The sequence below is a fragment of the Paenibacillus mucilaginosus 3016 genome (genome assembly GCF_000250655.1).
Taxonomy (GTDB): Bacteria; Bacillota; Bacilli; order Paenibacillales; family NBRC-103111; genus Paenibacillus_G; species Paenibacillus_G mucilaginosus.
The window spans coordinates 4,359,147-4,378,904 of sequence record NC_016935.1; the positions used below are offsets into that span (position 1 = coordinate 4,359,147).

Below are 19,758 nucleotides of genomic sequence, written 5' to 3' on the forward strand. Positions count from 1 at the left end.
GGCCTTCGATATTCCGCTTGAAGCCGGCCTCCTCATTCGCTCTCCCCCTGTCTCGTCATGAAGGCCGCCTCGGCCGGCAGAACGGAGACGAAGAGGTAGGTACCCGAGCCAATTCCATACAACTCCCCGGCATCGCCTTCGCTCAGCTTCTCACAGCCTTTTACCTTCGCTTCTGCTGCACCAAGCCGCACACCATCGATCTCAACAAGCCTTCCCGGAACAACCACCTTCGCCTTCGTTCCCGGTGGAATGGTAACCTCCAGCCTGAATCGTTCGCCCTCCCGGTGCCAGCTTACGCGAATCTCGCCATAGAGCGATTCGTAAGCGGCGCGCACGTACTGGAGCCCGCCTCCCGGATGAGGCCGGATGATCGTCCGGGCGAAGCCGGGGGCATCGGGATCGGCCTCGATACCCGCCATATACCGGTACATCCATTCCCCCACCGACCCGAGCGAATAATGGTTGAACGAATTCATGCCTGGCGTCTGAAACCCCTTCTCCTCCGTCCAGCCGTCCCATCGCTCCCAGATGGTCGTGGCGCCGTGCCTGATCGAATACATCCAGGACGGGAACTGTTCTTGCTTCAGCAGGCTGTAAGCGATATCAGCTCTCCCGTGATCCGTAAGCGCGGGCAGCAGATACCCTACGCCCAGGAAGCCCGTCGTCAGCCGATCGCCGTTGGCTCGGATCTTCCCAACGAGTCGAGAGATGGCGCTGTCCCGCAGCGTCTCTGTCAACAATCCGAAGGAAAGCGCAAGCACGTATACCGTCTGCGTATCGCCATAGATCGTACCGTCCTGCGCGACGAAGGCGCCGCGGAAGGCGGCTGCGATCTTCTCATGCAGCGCGCCGTAGCTTCCGGAGTCCTCGTCATGCCCCAAGATGGCTGCGATCCGCGACATCAGCAGCGCATCGTAAGCGAAGTAGGCCGTCGCCAGCACTTCGTTCGGCGTGTTCTCGCCAATGGACAGCCAATCGGCGTAATTCGCATACCCCGGCCTCACCAGACCGTCGGTCGTCCCTTCCAGATAGGCCATCCATCGCTGCATGGCTTCGTAATGGGTCGATAGAATCCGCGTATCGCCGTACATTGTATACAGCGTCCAAGGGATGATGACGCCTGCGTCACCCCATCCCGAGTTATCCGGGGCGAACCAATTCAGCCGATCATTCCACATCTTATGCCGAATCCATCCGGCATCCGGAGCTACGTCGGTGAAAGCGCCCGACGCCTGCTGACAATCCGCGATATCCAGCATGTATTTGGTGAAGAAGCGGGAGACGTCCATATTGTACGACGCGGTACGCGCGAAAATCTGCGCGTCTCCCGTCCAGCCCAAGCGTTCATCGCGCTGCGGGCAATCGGTCGGGACGGACAGGAAGTTGCCCCGCTGCCCCCACACAATATTGCGGTATAAGCGGTTAATCATGTCGTCTGACGTCTCGAGCGTTCCGGTCACCGGCGTATCCGAATGAACGACCTTGCCTGTGATCGTGTCCAGATCCGCTTCCCCTTCGAAGCCGATCAGCTCCACGTAGCGGAAGCCGTGGAAGGTGAAGTGAGGCTCATAGCGCTCTACTTCCCCCGTTCCTCTGCAGATGTAGCAGTCCTGCTGCACGGCTTGGCGCAGATTGTCCAGATACAGCGTGCCATCCGGATTCAGCATCTCGGCATGGCTGACGACGATCCGGCCGCCCGGCTTCCCCGTCACGGCGATCTCCGTCCAACCGACCATGTTCTGCCCCATATCAAAGATGAACGTTCCCGCTTCGGTGCGCCGGATCGATACCGGCTTCCGCTCCTCCAGGATGCGAATCGGCGGCTCCAGCGCGGCGGTCAGCATGCCGTTATAGCCGGAACGAACCTCAGGTGCAGCCCAGCCGGAGTCGTCGTATCCAGCCTCGTTCCACCCGGTGAGTTCCAGCCGCGCGTCATAGCACTCCCCCTTGATCATATCCGAATACCGGATCGGACCGTCCGACGTCCGCCAGCTGCCGTCGGTCGTCACCCTCTCCCTTCGTCCGTCCTCGTATTCGATCGACGCTTGCAGAAGGAAGAGCGGCCGCTTCCCGTATACATGCCGGCCGAGGAAGCCGACCGTACCGGCGTACCATCCGTCCCCAAGAACGGCGCCAAAGACATTGTCGCCTTCGCGCACCGAATCCGTAATATCGTACGTCTGCACCTGAACCCGCTTCTCGTAATCCGTCCATCCCGGAGCAAAATAGCCGCCGATGCGAACGCCATTGACATACAATTCATATACGCCCAGTGCCGTCGCATGCACCAGCGCGCGCTTGATGGGGCCTCGCGTGGTGAACACTTTGCGGAAAAAGGGACAAGGCTGCAGGCTGCCCTCCATGGACGGCTCCGGTCTTCGTCCGATCCACCTGCTTCTCCATTCCCCGCGCTTCAACAGTCCCATGGTCCATTGAGCGGTCGTGCTCCACGCCGAGATGTTCCCTTCCCGATCCCGCACGCGCGTTTTCCAATAATACGCACATTCCGATTGAAGCGGCAGGCCGGCATATTCAATATGCGCCATCGCGGTGGACGGCACCATACCGCTGTCCCACAGATCCCCTATGTCACGGGCGAGCTTCTCCTCGCTCGAGGCGACAAGCACATGGTATGCGCTCTGCTCGAAGCCGCGTTCTTCGGCTTCCAATCTCCAGGACAACCGCGGATGGGGCGTATCCAGCCCCAGCGGATCAACCAGATATTCCGTACGACAGCCTGCGACCGAGTAACCCGGGCTCATGCTCGTCCCCCCTATCTCACGCGTTGAATCCGGACCGCCGTGTACAGCTGATCCGGAAGCTGCAGCCTGCTGCGGCCGCGAAGCGTATGGTCCAGCTTGGTTATGGTCATCTCCCACGTATCGATGATTTCGGCAGTGAACTCCGCGTCCTCCGGCAAAGGAATTTCCCTGTAGCTGGGCCGGTGAACGCCAAAATACTGAAGGTAGTACTCATCTTCCACACCGATCGTCGGCACATCGTAGATGCCCGGAATCGGTTTGTACCCGGCAGGCGCTTCTTCGAGGATGGACTTCAGGAAGGCGATACGCTCGGGACTTTGCCCGTACAGCCGGCCGCCCTTCGCCCACCATATCTCGTTGTCCGGATGGGTATACGTCTCCCCGTGCGTGCAGTAGGCTCCGCGAACGATCGATTCCCAGAACCGCCGGGTCATCTCTTCCGCCGTGATATTGCCCCATCGCTGCGGGAGATTGCCTTCGTAGCAGCATTCGTCGATGACGATCGGCTTGTGGTACTCTCTGCGCCAGATCGGGGGCAGCGTCACATCCCAATGCTGTACGCTCAGATGCGTCACCCAAGGCTTCGCGTGATCATAGAATCGGACGCTCCCGTGGTCATACATCCGCGTTCCATTATGTATCGATCTCGGGTGCCCATACGGATCTTCTTCCTGCACGATTCGGAACAGGCGGTCCCAATCGGCCGGCTTCTTCTCCTCCATAAAGTCGTATTCGTTGGCAAGAGACCACCATACATTCCGGAAGGCGGAAAGCCTCGCCAGCACATAGGACAAATAAGAATCATCCACCTCTGCGTCCATCCGGTCAAAGCCCCAATGTCCTTTGTCGTACGGATGGAAGAGAATCAGGTCCGCTTCGATACCCAGCTTCTGCAGATCCAGGATCCGGCGCTCCAGCTTGGCGAAGAACGCGGGATCGAACCTCGTATGGTCGAATCCGTCGTCTTCCCGGCGGGCGAACGGGAACGAATCGGGTTCTTCCGAGTTAAAGGCATAATGCTTCGGGAATACGCACATCCGCAGCTTATTGAAGCCGTTGTCCGCCAAGGTCTGCAGCGTCTTCTCCTGCATGCCCTGATTCAGATGAATCCAGGCATAGCAGGTCGTACCGAACGGGTGGAAGACCGTGCCATCCTCATGGGCGAACCGGTATTCGTCCATCACCCTGACCGGACCATGATTGCCTGCCGACGGAGGCGTGCATACGAAGCTGCCGGATATCCCGTCCAGCTCCGGAACCGGGCTGGAGGTCTCGAACCGCCATTCTCCCTGCCGATCCGGCATGAAGCGAATGCGATACGTGCCGCCGCCGTCGTAGAATCCTGCCGTCTTTACTTCGCGGCCGCCGAAGCGGAAAGCGGCCTGGAGCGGACAATCCCGGTAAGGATTCCCTTGATCGGGACCCTCCAAGCTGAGTTCAAACACGCCCCATTGTTCCACTTGTTCGTTTACCATGTTCATTTCGTATGTTCCACCTTTCTACCCTTTAATACCGGAGGTTGAAATGCCTTCCACAAAATATCGCTGTAAGGAAAAGAAAATAACCAAACTTGGGATGAGGGACACGACCGACATCGCCATCATCGCCCCCCAATTGGACTGGCTGGAGGAGTCCAGGAACAGGCGCAGTCCGAGCGGCACCGTATACTTGGCCGGCGTATTCAGATAGAGCAGCTGGCTGAAGAAATCGTCCCACGTCCAGATAAAGGTGAATATCGCCGTCGTGATCAATGCGGGCAGCGCAAGCGGCATCACGATCCGCCAGTAGATCTGAATAGGACCACAGCCGTCGATTCGGCCCGATTCGTCCAGATCGCGGGGCAGCCCCCGGATGAACTGCACCATGAGAAAGATAAAGAATGCGTCGGTGGCCAGCAGCTTCGGCACCGTCAGCGGACTGAACGTATCCACCCAGCCGAGCTTGTGAAACAGCACGTACTGCGGGATGATCGTGACATGGTGCGGCAGCATGATCGTGACCATCATGAGCCCAAACCAGATGTTCTTCAAGGAGAAGTCAAGGCGTCCGAACGCATAAGCCGCCATGGAGCAGGATACAAGGTTGCCGAGAACGGCCAGCAGGCACAGGAGCATCGAGTTGGCCAGGAAGCTGCCGAAGGACGTCCCGGAAATCCCGTTCCACCCTTTGACATAGTTGTCGAGCGTTATTTCCGCCGGCCACAGCCGCAGATCGGAGAAGATCAGATGGTCCGGCTTGAATGAGCTCGAGATGAGCCAGAGAATCGGGTACAGCATCAGGATGCCGAGCGCCATGACAAGCGCATGGACGAGCCAGGCCGTAGGTCTGGGGTAAGCTTGCATCACGATTTCCCCCCATCTGCGTAATGAACCCAGTACCTCGATGTTCCAAACAGGATCGCGGTGCAAAATCCGATAAGCAGCAGCAGGATCCAGGCCATCGCCGAGGCGTAGCCCATCTCGAAGTGCGAGAATCCTTTTTGATACAAGTACAGCGTGTAGAACAGGGTCGAATCGATCGGTCCGCCGGTGCCGCGGCTGACGACGAACGCCTGCGTGAACGCCTGGAACGACCCGATCAGCTGAATGACGAGGTTGAAGAAGACGACCGGCGACAGCATCGGGACCGTGATGCTGAAGAATTTCTGGATCTTCCCGGCGCCGTCCACCTCGGCCGCCTCGTACAGATCCTGCGGAATCTGCTTCAGTCCCGCCAGGAAAATGACCATCGACGATCCGAACTGCCACACCGTTAGAGCAACGATAGAGTACAGCGAGTACGTCGGATCGGATACCCAATCCGGCGCCTCGATGCCGAACGCACCGTGAAGGAAGAGGTTGAACAACCCGTCCGCTCCGAACATCTGCCTCCACAATACGGCGATAGCCACGCTTCCCCCGAGCAGGGTAGGAATATAATACAGCGTCCGGTAGAAGTGAAGCGCCCGCAGCCCTTTATTGAGAAGCATGGCGACGGCGAGCGCGAAACCGAGCTTCAGAGGAACCGAAACGAAAACATACGTCAGCGTTACTTTCAGGGACTGCAAGTAGCGGGTATCCTCCAGCAGCATGTTCTCGTAATTCGCGGTGCCCACCCACTTCGCGGGCGTCAACAGATCATACTGCGTGAACGACAAGTAGAGTGAGCTGATCATCGGACCCAAGGTCAGAACAAAGGTGCCGAGAAACCAAGGCAGCAGGAAGAGGAAGGGAACCGCATTTTTCTTCCATAGCCTTCCTACATAGCTGTGAGCGCGATGTGGTGTAACCGTCTGCTCCACATACGGAACCTCCCCGTCTCGATTAAGATTTCGATTTGGATTTGCTGACGGCGGCGACAGCCGCTTTCACCGTCTCTGCTGCCGCATCCGCAGCGGAAGCCTTGCCGAAGGCAAGCTTCTGCGCGCTGTTGCGCAGCGCCGTGTCCCACTCCTGGATGTTCGGCATTTCCCGGTCCATCTCGCGAGAGTGTTTGACCGCAACGTCCAGATAATTGTACGTCTTCAGTGTGATCGGATCGGCATTGGCCTTTAAGGCATCGCGCACGACGGTGGAACCAGGAATTCCCCGGTCACTGCCCAGAATTAAGGTGGCTTCCGGGTCATTGACGAAGAAGTTAAGGAGCTGGGCGGCTTCTTGCGGATGCTTGCTGTTCTTATTGATCGTCATGAACTGGCTTGGCTGGATCCACATGCCGTTCTCGGAACCGCCGGCCGGCAGCGGGATCATCTGCAGCTCATCCTTCATCGCCTTCTGGAAGGCGACGAACTGGTTGGACCAGATGACAAGCATCGCGAGTTTGCCCTCGACCAGCAGGGAATTGTCCGGTGTGGACTCCAAGTAAGCGGCGGACTGCGCGGCGGTTGGAATGATGCCTTCCTGACGGAAGCGGTTCCACATCTCAAACCATTTCGTTCCCAGCGCTTCGTCGAATGCGATCTCGCTGCCGTTATACAGCGCTTTGCCGTTCTGTCTTACGTAATGCCCCAAGTAGTGTGTGAAGCCGGATTGATCGGCGAAGGCATAATACCCTTTGCCCAGCTTTCCGACGAGCTGTTTGCTGTAGGCCTCCATCTCTTCCCAGGTCCAGCCTTCCTTCGGCGGTTCCATGCCGGCTTTCTTGATCAGCTCCGTGTTGTATACGATACTCAGCGCATTGGAGCCCATATTGACTCCATACTGCTTGCCGTCCAGCTTGCCTGTGGAGGCGATCTGCTCGTCGAACGTCCCGAGATCGATTGGTTTGCCGATGTACGGGTCGAGCTCCAGCAGCGTCCCGCGGGAGACATAGTCCGGGTAGTTGTTCCCCAATTGAATGATGTCGGGCGCGTTGCCGCCGGCGACCAGGGTATTCAGCTTGTCCCAATATCCATCCGCACCCAGGTATTCCGCGCTGACTTGGATATGGGGATTCTTCTGCTCGAACAGATCGATGACCTTATTGGTCGCGTCATGCCGGGCCTGCGAACCCCACCACATGATGCGAAGCGCAACGGTGTCCTTCCCTTCGCTCTTCCCCCCCTTTGTCGAAGAGGGCTCGGACACTGCGGCAGGCTGCGATCCGCTGCCTGTGCTTGGATCGCCCCCACACGCTGCCAGAAGCATGAACGTACTGATGAGCAGCAGTGAAGCAGGTTTTCTTCCGATTCTCATTTCTAACCACCTCTCTCTTGGGATCATAGTGGATGCCGGGATTCAGCCCTAACCCCGCAATTTGAAGGAGGAATCCGCTTACATTCACTATACCTAAGGCATTTCTTTCGCTCAAAGGGACGTTATTAAGTTTCTACCCGGTCATTTTTTAGCTTTATGCGACAGAAAAAAGGGGCAGATCCATGACTATCCCCTCTTCTCAATCTAATATCCTATTCTCTCAAAATTTGATTAACTTCCCCTGCAGGGAGGTATGTATGCAGCTTCTCCTACGGCAATTGAAATAGAATCCGGCTTCCGTCCGGAAACCATGATTCGTCTATGACTTCATTCATCCTACCTTGTAGCGGTGATGGCTACGCCGGATTGACGAGTACGATGTTTAGTTATGATTAAGTACAATTCCCCTATGAACACGATTGATACCGCTTACAAACTTGGCGTAAATCTATGTATACTTTTAGCGTTTCCATGCTGAATCGTTCAGGAAAGGAGGCAGAGGGTCCAGTCTTTCCTTAGGTCCGCTCACAAACCAATTTTAATCTCGATGATGGAGGGTGTTCACGGTAATGAAGCGGTTATCCTCACTAGTTTCAATGATCGTTATGGTCTTCACACTGACAGGCACTGCCGTCGTCTCCCCCGCTTCGGCTCAAACCGGGGCGGCCCCAGTGAAATCAATGAATTCAAAATCAAAATCCTCGTCCCATTTCCAGGATGTCCAAAGCCTGCCCCAGGATGTAAAAACCAAATTGGACGCTCTGCTTCGCGACGGCGTGTTTGACGGAGTCGAGGATGACGTGTTTGGTGTAGATACCCTAATGAATCGAGCCCAGTTCGCCAAAGTCGCGGCCATCATCTTCTCGCTTCCGGTCGACCAGACGCTTTCGCAATCCTCCTTTGCCGATGTGAGCACGGACGATCCGGCCAACGGCTACGCACTGCCATACATCGAAGCGCTTAGAACCGCCCGCCTCACGAACGGCGTCGATGCGGAAGGTACAATGTACAACCCTGCGGGGTCCGTAACCAGGCAAGAGCTGGCTGCCTTCTTAATCCGCGGGCTGAAGTGGGAAGCCCACGCCCATAGCGCGGCTCCTATCGCCGACGCCACCGTGGATGATTGGGCCAACGGTTATGTCGCCTATGCGCTGGATAAGAAGCTTATGGACGGTCTGCCGAATGGAAGCTTCGGAGGCAGGACCGAGGCTACCCGTCTTATGCTTGCGCTGTCCAGCTATCATGCGAAGCACGCTTCACCGGGGGCGGCGGTAAGTGGCGGCGGAGTCACTAAGGCCCCTGCATTGCCGGCCGGCATTCCCGTGGCACCTACAGGGATTGAGATCGATGGCGAAGGAGTACATCTAAGTGCTGGGGATACGTACTACGACGCCGACGGGAAAATCACGACTATGGGGCAGCAGCCGGTCATCCCCCTGATCGTGACGGGTCCGGATCATTACGAGTTTACGCCTAGCCAGATCGAAACTTTATACAGCAGCGGGTTTATTACCGCTGCCGCTGCGGGCGGAATCATGCTCGACAACCCAGTGATCGGACAGAGCGACAACGGGCTCGGCAAGCTTGTAATCAAGGAAGTGCAGTCCGCCGGAGACGTCACCGTCGCTGTGAAGCTGCCCTACGCTCAAGCCGGGAACGCCGCAGCAAGCCGGACGTTACAGGCAGGGTCCATGCGAGTTCCGGCAAGCATCGAGGTCAGCTCTAAGGATTTGATTGTGTTGGCAGAGAATGAGCAGCCGCAAGGCTTAACCTTTACGGTCAAGGATCAGTACGGCAAAGTGTTCAAAGCGCCGTCCTCACAGGATACGAGCCGCTACGCCATCCAATATAAGCTGGAGCGGCTGTCCGGTCTGCCGAGTCTGCAAAGTGCAGGTGGGATTTTCGATAGGCCGTGGGACGAACGGACTCCCGCCGATGCCTCCGACCCGAATCATCTTACGCAAACGTGGCAGCTCCCGATCGAGAAGAACGGAGATTACTTCAAATTCATGATCAAGCCCACTCTTAAGCCGGTAGGCCCGGAAGGCTCCCAATACACCATATCGGCAGCCGTCATCAACCTGGATACGGCCCAGGAGCTGGCTTCGGCCTCGGCCCATTTGGAAGTACACAATTGGAAGGACCTCGACCCCCTCATGGATTACAAGGTCGACATGCTTTCATCGCATTTCGCAGCCGGCCAATATTTGTCCGAACGCAAGCTTATCAATAGCCCAACGGATATTGACGCGGTGAACGCCAATTATCCTTTCTACGGGAAAGAAGTGAACATCATCGCCACAGACAATAAAAACCGCAGAATTGATCTGTCGAAAGTAGTACGGGATGACTCCGGCAATCCGGCAACCGTCGTGCAGCATATTGCCGCTGCTTCAGATGGCGTGCTCATGGGAGCTCCCGGCGTCAATTCAAATGGCATACCCGTCTACAGAGCATACGGAATTCATCCTTCGCCCGATCTGTTCGATCTCGATGTCACTTTCTACACACCGAGCGGCAGCAGAACGTTGCAGAAAACAAAGATCGAAGTCGTCTCCGGTGAACCGGTGGCGAGAGCGGTAGCCGTCAAAAATCCGGTGCTTAGCTTCAGCCTGAGTACCCAATACAAGATCCGTAAGCTCGACGGAACGGTTGAAGTAATCAAAGGCTCGGACTATCTGGCCGGTAAGCCGACGATCTGGGAGTTCCTCCGCTTCTGTGATTTTAACGGCTTGGATACGAAAGACGAGAGCAATTTCTTCAAATACTTTATTCAAACCACCGACCAATTCGGCAACAAGTATCAGAATACCAGCGACAACAAAATATTGGACCTCACGAAAGCCAACGACGTGCTTAAAGTGAAAGCCGTTATCGACACGGACAACAAGTATCAGGCCAAATGGAGCGTGAAGGACGAAGCCGTCCAAGATAAAATCCGGATCGACGATCAGATGCGGCTCCACTATGAGCCTCACGCCAAACATGCCGATGGAACCTTCGATTATTCGAAGCGAAACCTGCAAAGCTTTGGCATCCAGCTGGTCACGCCGTCCGACCAGAAGTCCTGGTGCTATGTAACTTTGAATGATTGATAAGAACTGGAAAAGCAGCTATCGCTAAGGGCGATGGCTGCTTTTCCTCCTGCTTCTTCCTCTATTCTTCAGCCTAATTATACCATCGAACCGGCTGCATGGATCAGATGAGGCCAGGATGAGGCCAATGTGTAAGGCGTCAATTCGCCGAACCATGTGATGAACATGCCGACTCTGCAATGTGAGGTAGAAGCAAAAAAGTGATTGCTTTTAAGCAACCACCTCAAGCTCGTATGGGTACTTTTCAAGTTCATTCTGCAGCCGGATCCGCTTCTGTTGTGCAAAGATGGCAAGGGCCCTTGGAGCCATCCGGGCAAGTGGTGCCGGTAGTTGTGTTCCCCAGCACGGTAGCGGAATAGGAAAGCATGACGGGAATTCGATTCCCATAGTAATCCTTGTACACCTGACTAAATTCGCCCTGCCCGGTCGATACCTGCGCAGCTCTCATATCAAGCCCATCCATATTGGCGCCGGTACAGTCCGCGCCCCGCAAATCCGCCTCATAGAAGCTGGCATCCGGATTAGGCGGCTGCGTGGCCGGAATCAACTGCGCTTGCTTGAAGCTTGCGCCGACCAATAGGGCTTCGCTAAAATCACTTCCCGCCAGTTGAGAACCGTCGAATTCAGCTTGAATCAAGATGGCTTTATTGAATTTGGCCAGATTCATCGCGGCACCCTTTGCGCTGGCAATCCCATCCGGATCCAGACCGGCATAAGTCATGAACAGCGAGCCTGAGAAGTCCACTCCGTCGCAGAACGAACCTGTTAGATTCGTGTTGATGAGGAACGCATCAACTACGACTGCCGCTTCATGCTTGACCGGGTCGCCAGAAGACGGAGCATTCTCAGAAATCAGGTAAGCGCTGTCCAGGTTAGCCATCGACAGATTGGCGCCGGTCAATTTGGCCCCTTTCAGCCGGGCATGCGTGAGCTGCGCCTTTTCCAGGTTGGAGTACTGGAGCTGAATCTCATACATCCGGCTTCCGGTGAAAGAAGCGCTGCGAAGATCTTTCTTGCTTAAATCCAATCCATCCGGAAGCAGCGCATAGTTCGCATTCAGGGCGGCTAAGGCTTCCGGGATATCTGTGATCTTGGCTTCGGACAGATTCAGATAAGACCAGTCGCTGCCGAGAAGCTTATATGGCACGACAGCCTGGACGAAGGAGGTACGATCCTTCTCGGTTCTGGCGAAATCAGGCGGATACTGGAAAGATACCGATGTCAGATCACAATGGTCAAACCGGGTATGATGCATAATGGCGCCGTCCAGCTTCGTGTTCACAAGGGATGCACCGGTGAAGTCCGCTCCTGACAAGTCCGCGCCGCTCAGGTTAGCTCCGTTCAACATCGCGCCGCTCAGGTTCGCGTTCGTCAGATTAGACTTGGACAGGTCGACACCGCTCAGATTGGCTCTGGACAGATTGGCATAGGATAGCTGGGAAGGTGAAGGCCGTATCTTCGTAAGATCCGTTCCACTGAAATCGGCATGCGTGAAATTGGCACCGTTCAAGCAGAGGCCGTCAAATCGGGCCAGCTGCAGATTGGCATTGACGAATTGCGCATTATGAAAGGATTGCACCTTGGTGAAATCCGCCATTCTAAAGTTGGCATTCGTGAGATCTGCGTTGTCCAGGTTCAGCCCGGATAAATCAGCACCGGACAGATCCAAATTCCGCGCTGAGTTCGTAATGATCAGGATAGGCAGTAGATTGCCCCCTACCCTGAATAAAGTTTCTTCCTTCATTTCTAAAGTGCCATTCCCAAATCCCCAGTTGACGGGATACCAGCCGCCCTTGACGGATTGAATATACTTCCCGGCATATGGCCCGGCTGCGCATTGAAAGGATACCTGTCCGTGGCCTCGATTGATGAGCCGGAACTTCTGTTCGTCCCCTATTCGCTCGGACGTAAAATTGTGATCGTTATTATTCCACAGCATCATGGTGTCATTGTAATGGCTGTTCCAATACCAGCTCGTATATGGATCCTGAATCGCGATCAGGCCGCCGCCCAAGTTGTAAATATCGAATTCAACATGGCCGCCTCCGTTCCCGATGCCAACGACAGCCAATCCGCCTGCATAGTGCAAATCATAATAATAGCATTGTGCTTGCCCAAGTGTATCAACCGAGAACGTCCACTTTGTAATAGGATTCACAGGGTCCCATCCCTTCTTGGCGTGCTCGGCGTCCATTCGCTGACCGAAGGCTCCGTACGCCCCGCCGGAGAGCTGATTTGTTGGAAGTTGAGAGTATACAGATTCCGCCAGAGATCAACGGCCATCGACGCTGCGACCATGCCTCTCTGGGTAACCAAGTGGCTCCCGGCAGGCGTGTAAATATCCAGGTAGTACTGGTCCGCCTCATACCCGTTTCCATATTGGCTTAGTACATAGATGTGGCCTTGAATTTCTACGCTCATGGCGAGATACTTCACATCCTGAGCAGCGTCGTGATTCACCAAGTTGATCCAATAGGGATACGCGGGATCGGCAAAAGCGGCTACTGGATGGCCGCCGCGGCTAAAGGCCTGGATTCGCTGGTTGCCTTTCTCCAAGACATACACCGTCTGATTCGGTGCTATGGCCACAAGCTCCGGCTGCAGCAGCAGTCCTTCCCTCGTGCCAGGCCCCAGTGTGATCATCGCCCATGGCGCTTGGTCGTCCGGCTGGCTGCTGGAAGGGATTCGGAGAATCTGCATGACGGGATACGAGGGATTGACGGCAATTACATACCCATTGGAATGGTAGGCCATGGAGGCCGGGAGCAGATTGAAGCGTCCCCAGCTCTCTTTTGCGGATAAGTTGAATTCGCGATCCGGACTGTTCTGGGGGACCGAGGGGTCATTCATCGGCTCGATTCGCCGAAGGTGGTAACCGCTCGCTGGATCTCCGGTGGGGTCCAGGTAAAAATATTCGGCATCTCCGCTTTCCGCTCCTAATTGGGGATAAGCGAGCAGCGGAGCTTTATTAAAGCCTCTGGGCGTGTTCATCACGCCTGCATTCGGATTCGGGCCATAGGAGATATTCTTGAAAGCGTACAGCTGCAGATCGTCCCCGTTGTCTCCATCGACTGGCGGAATGTTCATGCCGGATGCTTGCCAAACATAGCCTAGCAGTCCCTTATTTGAATTAAGCGTCAACCCCGCCAGACTCTCCAGCACATGTCCGCTTCCCCCTGTTCCAAGGCTTTCAGCTGTTTCTGAAGGGGGCTCGGCTGTATGCTGCCATGAATAGTGGCCATCCTGCTGGACCAGCAGCTGGCTGTGCTGATAGGTAGTCTGTTCATTAAGCGGATACAGCATCTGCTTCACGTTCACGGAAACGACCAATTGGTCTTGGCCCGGCGTAAGCAGATTATCCAATCGTTCCGATTTCCCTCCGCCGACAAGCCATCCTTCCTTGGAGTATACGGCAGCCAGGAAAGTCACTTTGCCGCCGACCGGAACGTTCTTTAGCTCGAACGATAAACGGGATACCTTCGGATCCGGAATAACGCCTTTGTATGTACGGGTTGTATTGTCGCTGTATTGCGCCGTTACGATATAATAGGCCGCGGCAGCTGCGAATTCAGGCTGCTGCCCGTTGTCTGCTTCCGCCATGAGAGAGATTGATGCATCCATCGTCACGGTCAGTTCAAAATCGATCACGCGCGGAGAAGCAATCACTTCGCCAACGGTTTGAGCCAGCTGGGCAACGGTCCCCTCAAGCGCCAAGGCCTTCAGTCCCCAGCCTACGATGGGAATGGCTTCTTCGACCTCCTCGGCCGACAAGATCGCAGCGAGCTCGGCTGCAAATTCCGACCCTGTGAGAAGCGTGGAGACAATCCGGTCCGCAAGCGAGGCGATCATGTCTTTTACGTCGTTGCCTGTATTGCTTGAGTTATTGATGATATCTTTGACAATGGTATAGATCGAATAGACCGTTGGAGCGATAAATTTGACTTTTTTGAAGAGCGTGTCGAACATCTTGCTGCTCTCGGTGCCTACCGTCATGATCAGGGACACGGTTGGGATGACCAAATCCATCAGCGAAGTCGCCCCGATGCCGATCCATGCCGCCCTCGGGTCCGCGTCGGAATGCGAGTTGCCGTTGCCGAGGCTCCCGATGGATAAACGGAGCTTGCCGATCGGATCAGCGGACGGCAATTGGAACGAGAACAAGGAAGAAGATTCCGTCACAGGAATACCAAGGAAGGTTCCCTCCGAGCTGACGTTGCCTATGAACTTCAACGACTTGGTTCCAAGAAGCAGCTGCTCCGCCTCACCCAAAGCATCCATCCACTGCTTCACTTCGAAGAGGTTCTCTCCCCTTAGCAAAGCAAGCAATGCCTCGTCGTTCATCTCAATGGGAGTGACGCCATCCCCCTTATAGAACGTCGCATAGACCGACATATGCCGGATGAACGAATTGGTCACCTTCAGATCAAGCTCGAACGATTCGGTCAGCTTCTCTACCGCTACCGAAACGCCGTATTGTGGCCCGCCATCCTTCAGGTTATAGTGATACCCGCTCTGATTTACGGCAGAGACACCCGTATCCCCCTGATTGGCCGCGATGTGGCTGATTCCTGGCTGTACATTCCAACGGACGCCGCGCAAGGCAGCATCGCTGTAAATCTTGCTCTTGATGCCAGCCGAAGCACCTGCGGTAAGATTCAGCAGGTACGGATGAAGCTCATAGGTGTAGAACGGCTTTCCTGCCTTATCCAACACCGGCTGGCCCTTCTCGTCCGTTAGGACCGTTGGCGTATTCCAGCCGTCCTTCAGCTGTTCAAGCAAAAAGACCATCTGTCGAAGCTCGTCGGAATCATCCATATGCTTCAATACGATGTCCGAGTGGTCAGGCGTTAGAACGGTTATGCTGGGGTTGAGAAACAAGATGGATTTGGCCGTATCGGCCGCAGAGAACACTTTCCCGCTTGCAGAGGTGGAGATGGCGGTTGCCTTAAGCGTGGGGATGCCTTGATGGTCCGGCGGGCCAAAGACTCGAATGAACTGAACCTTGGAACTGTCGTGAGGAACGGAGACGCAGTAATGAGTGGGATGGAAGTCTAGCGACTCGGATAAAAAGCCGCCCGCGCTCAAAGAATCGATGCTGTGCCTCACAAGTGGATACGATACACCTCCTGCTCTTAGAATAAGCGGCTCATCCGGTCCCGTTTCACCCAGAAATCGGAGATCATAATGCACATTGAGATTTCTGATCGGCTGGCTCAGTAACATATATTCCCCCTTTCGGAAACTGGTATTGTTGGGGACGTAATCCAGTTTCCTGCATGCTATTATAGTCAACGTCATGAACATATAGAACGAGTCTCCGGAACTCCCGGATTCACTTCATTTTTTTATGAAAATTGCCAATTCAATGGCTTTGAGAGTCGGTCTTGGACAGGTTCTTCCACTTAGAAGCACAAAAAAATTAGAAGCACAAAAAAAGTGCCCTGCCCTGCCAAGTCTTGTTCCCTTGGAGGACAGTGCACCATTTGTTCAACTTGTTTTCCAGGTTTTTACTCAAACTGCACTTGAATGCTCACAAGCTCAGACCTCGTGCCGATCCGGATGGGCGGCCCCCAGAAGCCGAAGCCCGACGTCACGATGGAATGCATGTCACCCTTTTGAAGATAACCCCAATCATTCTCATAGATCGCATCTGTGATCAGGTTCCCAGGGAAAATTTGACCCCGGTGCGTATGGCCGGATACCATCAAGTCAATGCCCAGCTGCTCTGCGATGTCCAGTTCATACGGCTGATGCTCGAGAAGAATCACCGGCTTCGATCGGTCAACACCTTCCATCAGCCGCTCCAAAGGTAACCGTTCACGGTCGGTACGGTCTTTACGCCCCACGAGGGTTAGCTGGTCATTTACAGTTACTGCTTCATCATAGAGAACCTGGATTCCACTGCGCTCTAGCGTATCGATCAACTCCTGCATGGTGCCATCATGCTTATCATGATTGCCGAGAGTGGCATATACACCGTAGGGTGCCTGAAGCCCGGACAGTATCAGATCGATCTTCTGATCGATGAACGGCTGAACGTCGTCGTCAAACATGTCCCCTGGCAGCAGGATGAGATCCGGCTTCAGCGCATTCACTTGCTCCACCAAACGCTCCGCATGGTTTCTGCCCGACAGAAGCCCAAAATGCGTATCCGCGGCCATCGCAATGTTCAGGGAAGCAATGGATGAGGAGTCTTTGTCCATTGGAAGGCTATACGCACGAACAACCGGGCTGTAGGCATTGTAAGAGCCGAAGGCAAGCAAAGAAACCAGCAGTGCCAGCGTCGTAAACCCAGCCACCCTCTGCGTCCCGTGCTGTGGCAGCAGGGTGAAGCGCAGCAGAATCACGGTAAGATGTGCAAGCGGCACCAGCAGGAGCAGCAAATAAAATAGAGCCATCCAATAGGCTCCGACCATCCCCAGGAGCTTGACCCCCGACATGCGTCCGATAATGAAGGAGCTGGCCGCGAGCGCCACCACGAGGCTGTAGAGTGACTTGAACCGCCGGGTTGATGTACCCGGACGAAGCCAGCGATACCCGCGCCATCCAATGTAATAGACTAATCCGCTATAAATCAATAATACGATGATTCCTATTCCGATAAACATACCCATTCTCCTGATGTCAGATTTACAATTGCACTGAAAACGGCAGCCATGAGGTTGGCTGCCGTATTTTTGAAAGCTCGTACACTATGGAACCGGTCCGGCAAGATAAATGGTAGGTGGCTTATCTTAGACTCTTCATTCTACACCTGCTTCAATGTATTTATTGTATTTGCTGTTCCATACGTGTTGTCGAGTTAATAGTTTCATGTGCATCCTCTACATCTACAACACTGGCGATGTTCTCTGCTTCACTTGTAGTAAATAATGGTATATATTATATATTGTGTAAAATGATAAGGGGGTTATTTGTGAGTGCAGCCACTCTACGGTTAATGGCTTGGGGTACATTTATTGTTGTTGTTCTATTCATTCTAGTGGATGGCTTTGTGCTTCATGCGGGCCAGAGATATGATGGTATTGGGCTCCTATTAACCTTTATTTTACCACCCATAGGTCTTGCCTGTACTTATATTACGTCTAAAATTAATAATTCCGGGAGTTATATGGCTCTGTACGTAATGAACATTCTTGCTTTATTATCGTTTCCTCTTTAGATGTTCTTCGGCACCTTACTCTTCGGTCCATAATAATTAAATTAAAAAGCCGCAACTGTGCGACTTTTACTTATTCCCCGACAGTATTGAGAGTTTTGTCACTCTCAGACAGAGAGGCAGTCAAAGTGAAAGACTACTCTCTCTTATTCTCTTCATACACAACTCGCTCCAGTTGAAATGGATGGTTCTCCAGTCTGATGATAAGTCGAGAAAGGGCACTTTGGCTTAAATTAATTGGAATTGAGAGCCATAAACCACTTTCTTTTTAGCTCTCTTGCAGAATGTCTTCCCCATTAATATTACCCTCCTGAATACGTCTTTTTTTAAGCATAAAAAGTCATACTATATTTTGAAAGTACAGAACACTTGGGAAATGAGCTGCGGTTAGTTCAATGAAAAATGGAGCAGCTGCCTCGGCAAACTGCTCCTGGGTTGTTTAACCATTGTTCCTCGTTAATGAAGTGGTGCATACAATGAACGTTTCCATTCATTGCCCCACTGCCCCATTAAAATGTAATCATTTTCTGAAGTTTCTGGTACATTGTACACTGTTATGGCGTCCAGCTCATCTGTCGCGGGCAGTAACTCGCCGTTAGCTAATTTGAAATAACAACATTTATTTCCTGGTTCTAAAATGGTATCTCTTGATTTTAGGAAAAAGATTGTTCGAAAATCTTTAAATAAGTAGGTGGCTCTTGATTATACAAAGTCCGAGTATCACCTATGTTAAGTGAAGACGACGATTCCAAGATTGTAAAGAATGCAAGAATCCCAAAAAGCATAATTGTTTTCATTTTTTATAACCTCCTCAACACAATGTTTCCACAAAATTACTTTTTTATGTGTAAAGGTTAATTTAATCATCCTGCGTTACTTCAATGGAAAAAACAGCCGATCATCCTTAGCCGGCTACCTCTGTGCCTTATTCAGATATCGTTCCACAATGAAGCCGATCCCTCTCCTACTTGAGGGACCGGCTTCCCCATTACTATATGCCACTTACCAAAGGGGTGGTATCCAATTTGAACTTTCAGATGAAAGACCTCCCCCCATAGTTGATTAACTATCCTCGAATCCCCAGGCGCTGGAAGATTTTCGCATGGTTTTCATATCTTGCAGCGGAGGCAGACCAAACAGCCTCCGGTATTCCCGGTTGAATTGCGACGGACTTTCATAGCCGACGGTCAATGCAGCCGTCGTCACACCCATGGGACCGCTCAACATCAGACGCCTCGCTTCCTGAAGACGCAGCTGTTTCTGATACTGCAGAGGCCCCATGGTGGTGATGGCCTTGAATTTATGATGCAGTCCGGAGGTACTCATGCTGCAGGACTTGGCGAGTTCCTCGACGGTGAATGAACGTGCGTAGTTTTCCTTGATCCAGTGGATCGCCTTGCCGATTCCATCCGCTCTTTGATCGAATAGCGCCTTTTGGAAAAATAAATGCCCAAACTCGCCCGACAGCAAGTTGAAAATCATTTCCTTCTTTATCAACTCGGACAAATATCGCACGTCCTGAGGCTTCTCGGTGAGCTTTACTAATCGGAGAAAGATATCCAGCAGCTCAGCATCCGATTTACCAATGAAGGCTCCGGCACTCAGCCCTTTCTCTTTGGATTCCGTGATGATGCCTGCCTCCATGACCACAGACGCGATTTCTTTCGTCGTAAAATCGATGCGCAGCCCCAGATACGGCGCGGGTTCAACAGCTCCGATCACTTGGGCTGAAGCCGGCATATCGATCAGCGATGCCAAATAATCGCCTGCACCATAGTGAAAGATATCTTGACCAAGGTAGAGCCTCTTCGTCCCTTGAAGAATCAGACAAAAAGATGGAGTCAGCACGCCCGGGCTTCGCTGTGTATCTCGACTGTGTTTAATAATGGATAGAAACGGAATCTTGGTTGGTGTCCGTCCATCTGTCAGGGGAATCCGATTCGTCATGGCAATAAGCTGCTCCAGCGCCTGCTTATGAATAGAAGCACTCTCTCCATTCCTCGCGTGGCCCTCTCTGCTTCGTTCCGGCATTCATTTCACCCCTCCCGTCCTGATCTAAATTATATAGACCTTGCATTGGATTGCAAAGA

The 19,758-nt window shown here is 53.6% G+C and carries 10 protein-coding genes; 1 reads left to right on the top strand and 9 read right to left on the bottom strand.

Going from position 1 to position 19,758, the window contains the following annotated elements; translation table 11 throughout:
- Nucleotides 1-32 precede the first annotated feature (32 nt).
- The 5 genes from PM3016_RS18805 to PM3016_RS18825 are packed head-to-tail and all read right to left on the bottom strand — an operon-like array spanning nt 33 to nt 7,414.
- Nucleotides 33-2,762 carry a glycoside hydrolase family 78 protein gene (locus tag PM3016_RS18805; RefSeq protein WP_014370535.1) on the bottom strand — a complete coding sequence of 910 codons (2,730 nt, stop codon included), beginning with the start codon at nt 2,760-2,762 and terminating at the stop codon, nt 33-35.
- 11 nt (nt 2,763-2,773) lie between these two features.
- The gene (locus PM3016_RS18810; protein ID WP_013918069.1) at nt 2,774-4,243 is read right to left on the bottom strand and encodes a DUF5605 domain-containing protein; all 1,470 of its coding nucleotides are present in this window, start codon (nt 4,241-4,243) and stop codon (nt 2,774-2,776) included.
- Nucleotides 4,244-4,261: 18 nt separating this feature from the next.
- Nucleotides 4,262-5,104 (bottom strand): carbohydrate ABC transporter permease, encoded by an 843-nt coding sequence (locus tag PM3016_RS18815; protein WP_013918070.1) that lies wholly within the window; start codon nt 5,102-5,104, stop codon nt 4,262-4,264.
- Nucleotides 5,104-6,042: a carbohydrate ABC transporter permease gene (locus tag PM3016_RS18820; protein WP_013918071.1), complete on the bottom strand. Its 939-nt coding sequence runs from the start codon at nt 6,040-6,042 to the stop codon at nt 5,104-5,106. Before PM3016_RS18820 ends, PM3016_RS18815 begins: the two co-directional genes overlap by 1 nt.
- A gap of 22 nt (nt 6,043-6,064) precedes the next feature.
- Entirely contained in the window at nt 6,065-7,414 is a 1,350-nt protein-coding gene (locus PM3016_RS18825) for an ABC transporter substrate-binding protein (protein WP_014370536.1), read from the bottom strand.
- Nucleotides 7,415-8,166: 752 nt separating this feature from the next.
- Between PM3016_RS18825 and PM3016_RS18830 the strand changes: the two genes are divergently transcribed.
- Nucleotides 8,167-10,509, top strand: a complete 2,343-nt coding sequence (locus PM3016_RS18830) for an S-layer homology domain-containing protein (protein ID WP_238540563.1) — start codon at nt 8,167-8,169, stop codon at nt 10,507-10,509.
- A 250-nt stretch (nt 10,510-10,759) separates the two neighbouring features.
- On the opposite strand, the gene PM3016_RS18835 is transcribed toward PM3016_RS18830, so the two are convergent.
- From PM3016_RS18835 to PM3016_RS18850, 4 genes are all read right to left on the bottom strand, one after another.
- Nucleotides 10,760-12,667, bottom strand: a complete 1,908-nt coding sequence (locus PM3016_RS18835; RefSeq protein WP_041619473.1) for a pentapeptide repeat-containing protein — start codon at nt 12,665-12,667, stop codon at nt 10,760-10,762.
- Nucleotides 12,664-15,297, bottom strand: coding sequence for an NHL repeat-containing protein (locus PM3016_RS18840; protein ID WP_238540237.1), 2,634 nt, complete (start codon nt 15,295-15,297; stop codon nt 12,664-12,666). Before PM3016_RS18840 ends, PM3016_RS18835 begins: the two co-directional genes overlap by 4 nt.
- 719 nt (nt 15,298-16,016) lie before the next feature.
- Nucleotides 16,017-17,117 carry a metallophosphoesterase gene (locus PM3016_RS18845; protein ID WP_013918077.1) on the bottom strand — a complete coding sequence of 367 codons (1,101 nt, stop codon included), beginning with the start codon at nt 17,115-17,117 and terminating at the stop codon, nt 16,017-16,019.
- Between the two features lie 1,613 nt (nt 17,118-18,730).
- Nucleotides 18,731-19,699 (bottom strand): AraC family transcriptional regulator, encoded by a 969-nt coding sequence (locus PM3016_RS18850; RefSeq protein ID WP_014370540.1) that lies wholly within the window; start codon nt 19,697-19,699, stop codon nt 18,731-18,733.
- Nucleotides 19,700-19,758: the final 59 nt, after the last annotated feature.